This window comes from Salipiger sp. HF18 (genome assembly GCF_011806505.1).
Taxonomy (GTDB): Bacteria; Pseudomonadota; Alphaproteobacteria; order Rhodobacterales; family Rhodobacteraceae; genus Salipiger; species Salipiger thiooxidans.
In genome coordinates, this window is record NZ_JAATOS010000677.1 from 1 (window position 1) to 1,773 (window position 1,773).

Consider the following 1,773-nt stretch of genomic DNA (forward strand, 5'->3'; position numbering starts at 1 on the left):
CACGACCGAGATCTACACCCACGTGCTCGATGAACGGCTCAAGGAACTGGTGCTGGATCACCACCCTCTGGCCCGCGGCTGACCGGGCGGCGACACAAGCACCGCCCTCTTGAACACGGCCATCCGCGCCCCCATAACCCCTAAGAACCACAGGAAAACACGAGCCCCATGGACGCCTCCACCGTCGCCGCCTCTTCGACCGACACGACTCTCTGGATCACCGCAGGGGCCATCGTGGTCCTGATCCTGCTGTCGGCCTTCTTCTCCGGATCGGAGACGGCCCTGACCGCCGCCTCGCGCGGCAAGCTCAGGGCGGCGCAGGACAGGGGCTCGAAGGGCGCCGAACTGGCGCTCTCGATCACCGAGGACAACGAGCGGCTGATCGGCTCGGTGCTGCTCGGCAACAACCTCGTCAACATCCTCGCCACCTCGCTCGCGACGGCGCTCTTCACCTCGCTCTTCGGCGACAGCGGCGTGGCGCTGGCCACGCTCATCATGACGCTGCTCGTGCTGATCTTCGCCGAGGTGCTGCCCAAGACCTACGCGATCACCAACCCCGAGCTTGCCGCCAGCCGCGTGGCGCCGCTCGTCTTCTCGCCGGTGGTCGCCGCGATCCGCGCCTTCGTGCGCATCGTGCTGCGCGTCTTCGGGGTGAAGACCGACCCCGACAGCCAGATCCTTGCGGTGCGCGAGGAAATCGCCGGCGCGCTGCAGCTCGGCCACTCGGAGGGTGTCGTCGAAAAGGAAGACCGCGACCGTATCCTCGGCGCGCTCGACTTGGCCGAGCGCACCGTCGAGGAGATCATGCTGCACCGCTCGAACATCGAGATGATCGACGCCGACAGCGAACCGCGCACGATCCTCAAGCAATGTCTCGAGAGCAACTACACCCGCCTGCCGATCTACAAGGGAGACCCCGAGAACATCATCGGCGTGGCTCATGCCAAGGACCTGATGCGCGCGATGTACGAGACCATCGACCAGGCCGGTGACCGGGCTGCCGAGGCGCTCGAGGTCTTCCGCATCACCGACGTGATGATGAAGCCCTACTTCGTGCCCGACACCACCACGCTCGCCGACCAGATGCGCAACTTCCTCCGCAAGCACACGCACTTCGCGCTGGTGGTGGACGAATACGGATCGCTTGAGGGGCTGCTGACGCTCGAGGACATCCTCGAGGAAATCGTGGGCGAGATCACCGACGAGCACGACCCCGACGCCGAACATCAGGTGAAGGCGGGCGAGGACGGCTGGTTCTGGCTAGACGGCGCGATGACGATCCGTGACCTCAACCGGGCGACCGACTGGTCGCTGCCCGACGACGAAGCCAACACCATCGCCGGTCTGGTTCTTCACGAGGCGCAGATGATTCCGACCCCGGGCCAGCGCTTCAGCTTCCACGGCTTCCGTTTCGAGGTCATGGAACGCGAGAACAACCGGATCACTCGGCTGCGCGTGCGGCCGCTGGATCACGTAGAGGCCTGACCGGGTCTTCCTCGGCGCGAGACGGGTCGATGGGCACCTCTGCCCGCAGCACGAAGCCACCCGTCTCGCGGCCCTGGATCAGCGTGCCGCCGACCTGCGCCGCCGCCGCCTCCATCAGCCGCGCCCCGAGCGCCGTCGAGGACAGCGCATCGCTCTCGTCGGCGCAGGTGCGCTCGGCGCCGTTGTCGGCACAGACCAGCGCCATGCGGTTTTCCCCGATGCGGGTCAGCACGAAGCGGATGGTCATGGTCTGGCCCGGGCCGGGCCTGGCGTATTTCGCGGAATTGG

At 66.6% G+C, this 1,773-nt stretch carries 1 protein-coding gene and 2 pseudogenes; 2 read left to right on the forward strand and 1 reads right to left on the reverse strand.

What is annotated here, in order from left to right; translation table 11 throughout:
- Positions 1-82: pseudogene (locus HC022_RS29525) on the forward strand (recombinase XerD); the annotation flags it as partial.
- A gap of 86 nt (positions 83-168) precedes the next feature.
- Positions 169-1,485, forward strand: coding sequence for an HlyC/CorC family transporter (locus HC022_RS25770; RefSeq protein ID WP_167454282.1), 1,317 nt, complete (start codon positions 169-171; stop codon positions 1,483-1,485).
- Here HC022_RS25770 and HC022_RS25775 read toward each other — a convergent pair.
- Positions 1,442-1,773, reverse strand: a pseudogene (locus HC022_RS25775) (histidine kinase); the annotation flags it as partial. The gene HC022_RS25770 and the pseudogene HC022_RS25775 overlap by 44 nt on opposite strands.

Bases quoted from the DNA above. Each gene is read 5' to 3' on its own strand.
- HC022_RS25770 (WP_167454282.1), top strand. From the start codon at position 169: ATGGACGCCTCCACCGTCGCCGCCTCTTCGACCGACACGACTCTCTGG.